5 protein-coding genes are annotated in these 3,382 nt (G+C 62.2%); 2 read left to right on the plus strand and 3 right to left on the minus strand.

What is annotated here, in order from left to right:
• Positions 1-381 (plus strand): DUF488 domain-containing protein (locus tag EPO09_RS00955; protein WP_290639277.1); only part of this gene is annotated, 381 nt, incomplete at its 5' end.
• Between the two features lie 59 nt (positions 382-440).
• Positions 441-842, plus strand: coding sequence for a VOC family protein (locus EPO09_RS00960; protein ID WP_290639278.1), 402 nt, complete (start codon positions 441-443; stop codon positions 840-842).
• 23 nt (positions 843-865) lie between these two features.
• Here the strand turns inward: EPO09_RS00960 and EPO09_RS00965 are convergent, their stop codons facing one another.
• The 3 genes from EPO09_RS00965 to hscA form a co-directional block, all read right to left on the minus strand.
• The gene (locus EPO09_RS00965; protein WP_290639280.1) at positions 866-1,318 is read right to left on the minus strand and encodes a hypothetical protein; all 453 of its coding nucleotides are present in this window, start codon (positions 1,316-1,318) and stop codon (positions 866-868) included.
• A 29-nt stretch (positions 1,319-1,347) separates the two neighbouring features.
• Positions 1,348-1,683 (minus strand): ISC system 2Fe-2S type ferredoxin, encoded by a 336-nt coding sequence (gene fdx / locus EPO09_RS00970; RefSeq protein ID WP_290639282.1) that lies wholly within the window; start codon positions 1,681-1,683, stop codon positions 1,348-1,350.
• An 18-nt stretch (positions 1,684-1,701) separates the two neighbouring features.
• On the minus strand, positions 1,702-3,382 hold a 1,681-nt coding region (gene hscA / locus EPO09_RS00975; protein WP_290639284.1), incomplete at its 5' end, for a Fe-S protein assembly chaperone HscA.

Raw genomic sequence — 3,382 nt, forward strand, 5'->3', positions numbered from 1 at the left:
AAGCTAGGCTCCAGTCGCTCGCCCGATGAGGGCACGCGCATTGGTACGGTTCGCAGACCCCCTCGCGGTGTACCCAAGAGCGAGTTCGCTTCTGGCAACTGGTACGACGTCTGGTATCCCAATCTCGCACCCAGCGTTGAAACCATGAAACTGGGCCAGGCCGTTGAAACCGAGGCGCAATGGCATGCGTTCGAGAAAGCCTTCAGGCGCGAGATGAAGGAGCCCGAACCCAGTCGAACGATTGAGCTATTGGCTGCGCTGTCTGCGAACGCGAACTTTTCCATGGGCTGCTATTGCGAGAACGAAGCCCGATGTCATCGCACCATCCTCAAGCATCTGCTGGATGAGGCTGGTGCCAGATTTTCAGAAGACAGCCAATAAGGTCTCATCCCTTCCTTGTTTTGGCAGTGCAATCCCTTGGACAACACAGAAGGAAAAATATGTTCAGTCACATCATGGTCGGTTCTAATGACATTGAACGCGCCAAGCGCTTTTACGACGCCGTACTCGGCGTGATCGGCGCAGGGGAACCCCTTCGCAACCAGAATGCCACCGGGCACACCAGGCTCTTTTATCGACACGATGGCCAGACCTTCTGTGTGGTGGAACCCATCAACGGCGAGCCAGCCTGCCCTGCCAACGGTGGCACGATCGGCTTCAAGTGCGATTCCCCAGAGCAAGTGAACGCCTTCCATGACACCGCGTTGGCGCATGGCGGCGTCTCCATCGAAAATCCTCCAGGTTTGCGCCAAGGCAGCCTGGGCCCGATGTACCTGGCCTATGTGCGTGATCCGGACGGCAACAAGCTCTGCGCGCTTCATCGCCCCAAGCCTGCGGCCTGACGCTTGAGCGGCACGCCTCGTCTTCAAGTTCGGGCGCCGCCAGAACCGATGATGAGGTTGAAAACCTCGCGCGCCAGCACGAGCTCCAGCTTGTCACTGCCCCTCAGTTCGCTGATCGGCTTGAAGACCGCCTCATGCATGGCCAAGGCTGCCTTGGGCGCATCGAATGTGGTGAAGCGCAGCAGATGAATGCGAACCGGCCCTGAATCGCTCGATACCCAGAAGTCGAAATCGCTGGCCCTCATCACCTCTTGGGGATTCAGACCGAGGCGGGCTACTGTGGCAGCCTTGACCGCCTCGCCATCCTGGTTTGACGGGATCTGCTCAGGCGCCGAGCCCATGGTGGCGCCGGCCGGCAAAGGCGCATCAAACAACAACGATGCCGTGGGCCACTTGGCAAAAACCAGTGCCGTGCTGTAGCTGTCGAAGTGCACCAACAGCACACGGTTGGCCTGAAACAAGGTATCTGAAGCCAAGGTGCGTTCCTTTGCGTGAAGTGGCGTGTTCAGCGTTCGCGGGCATGGTTGCGGCTGAACTTGGGCAGCTCGACCGTGATATCACCGTCTTTGAGTCGCACACAGCAAGCCAGGCGGGATGCCGGCTCCAGCCCCCAGGCGTTGTCGAGCTGGTCGTTCTCGTCGTCATCGCGCTCGTCCAGGGTGTTGGCCCCCGCACGGATCAACACATGGCAGGTGGCGCAGGCGGCCACCATGTCGCACGCGTGCTCGATCGCCACATCGTGCTTGAGCATGGCCTCGCACAATGAGGCGCCTTTCTTCACGTTGAACTGCTTGCCCTCAGGGCACAACTCGGTATGGGGGATGATGGTGACCTGTGGCATGGCAATACGAGGCTGAGTTCAGGCAATCGATTCGAGCACACGGCCGGACAAGGCCTTGCGGATGCTGGCGTCCATCCGGCGAGCAGCAAAGCTGGTGGTGACCGCATTGAGAGCCTGGCAGGCCGCCTTGACCGACTCCGTATCTGCCTGGGTTTCCAGCTTGTCGGCCACCAGGTTCATGGCATCGTGGATGTGTTGGCGCTCTACGGGCGAGAGCAATTCCTGGCCATCTTCTGCGAGTGCTGCCTCGGTGGCATCGAGCAGGCGGCGCGCATCGATCTGGGCCTCGCGCAGCATGCGCAGTTGCATGTCGGCCTGGGCGCGGCCCACGCTGTCCACCAGCATCTGCGCGATCTGCTCATCGCTCAGGCCATAGCTGGGCTTGACCTGGATGTGGGCCTGCGCGCCCGTGGTCTGCTCGGAGGCCGACACCGACAAGAGCCCGTCGGCATCGATCTGGAAGGTCACGCGGATGCGCGCAGCGCCAGCCACCATGGGCGGGATGCCGCGCAGATCGAAGCGGGCCAGCGAGCGACAGTCGGCCACGCCCTCGCGCTCGCCCTGCACCACATGGAAGGACATGGCGGTTTGCCCATCCTTGAAGGTGGTGAAGTCCTGCGCGCGTGAAGTGGGCAGTGTGGAGTTGCGCGGGATGATCTTTTCGACCAGGCCGCCCATGGTTTCGATGCCCAGGGACAGCGGGCAGACATCCAGCAGCAGCCATTCACCATCGGCCCCTGCGTTGCCGACCAATACATCGGCCTGCATGGCTGCACCGAGGGCCACGACTTCGTCGGGGTTCAGATCGGTGAGCGGCGGCTTGTCGAAATACGCGTGAACCGCTTCGCGCACAACGGGCATGCGGGTCGAGCCGCCCACCATCACGACGCCATCGATCTCGCTGATATCGAGCGAGGCATCCTTCAGTGCACGTCGCGTGGCGGACAGCGTCTTTTGCACAAGCGACTGCGTGCATTGCGCAAACACCTCGCGCGTCACTGTCACACTTGCCACCTCAACGGCATCAAAGCTGGACAGCGCTTCCTTGCCGGCACGGGCGGACGTCAACAGATGCTGCTGCTCGCCTGGGCTCAGATCAGACCAGGTCATCTGCTGTTGATCGGCCAGCCAGAGGGCGAGGGCACGGTCGAAGTCGTCGCCACCCAGGGCCGAGTCACCGCCAGTCGACAGCACTTCGAACACACCGCGAGACAGACGCAGGATGGAGATGTCGAAGGTGCCGCCGCCCAGGTCGTACACCGCAAAGGTGCCTTCGGCGCCCTTGTCCAGCCCATAGGCAATGGCTGCGGCCGTGGGCTCGTTGAGCAGCCGCAGCACATGCAGGCCGGCCAATCGGGCGGCATCCTTGGTGGCTTGACGTTGGGCGTCGTCGAAGTAGGCCGGTACCGTGATGACCACCCCTGTGAGGTCGCCACCCATAGAAGCTTCGGCGCGGGCCCTCAAGGCACGCAGGATATCGGCCGACACCTCCACGGGGCTCTTGATGCCCGAGACCGTGTCGATCGAGACCATGCCAGGGCCATCGACCAGCTTGTAAGGTGGCGAGCCTGCTTTGAGCACGTCGGCCATCGAACGGCCCATCAGGCGCTTGACCGAAGCGATCGTGTTGAGCGGGTCCTGCGTCTGCACAGCCAGCGCGCCGTAGCCAACATCGGGCGCCACGTCGACATCAGCGCGG

The sequence above is a fragment of the Aquabacterium sp. genome, assembly GCF_004297345.1.
Classification (GTDB): Bacteria; Pseudomonadota; Gammaproteobacteria; order Burkholderiales; family Burkholderiaceae_C; genus Aquabacterium.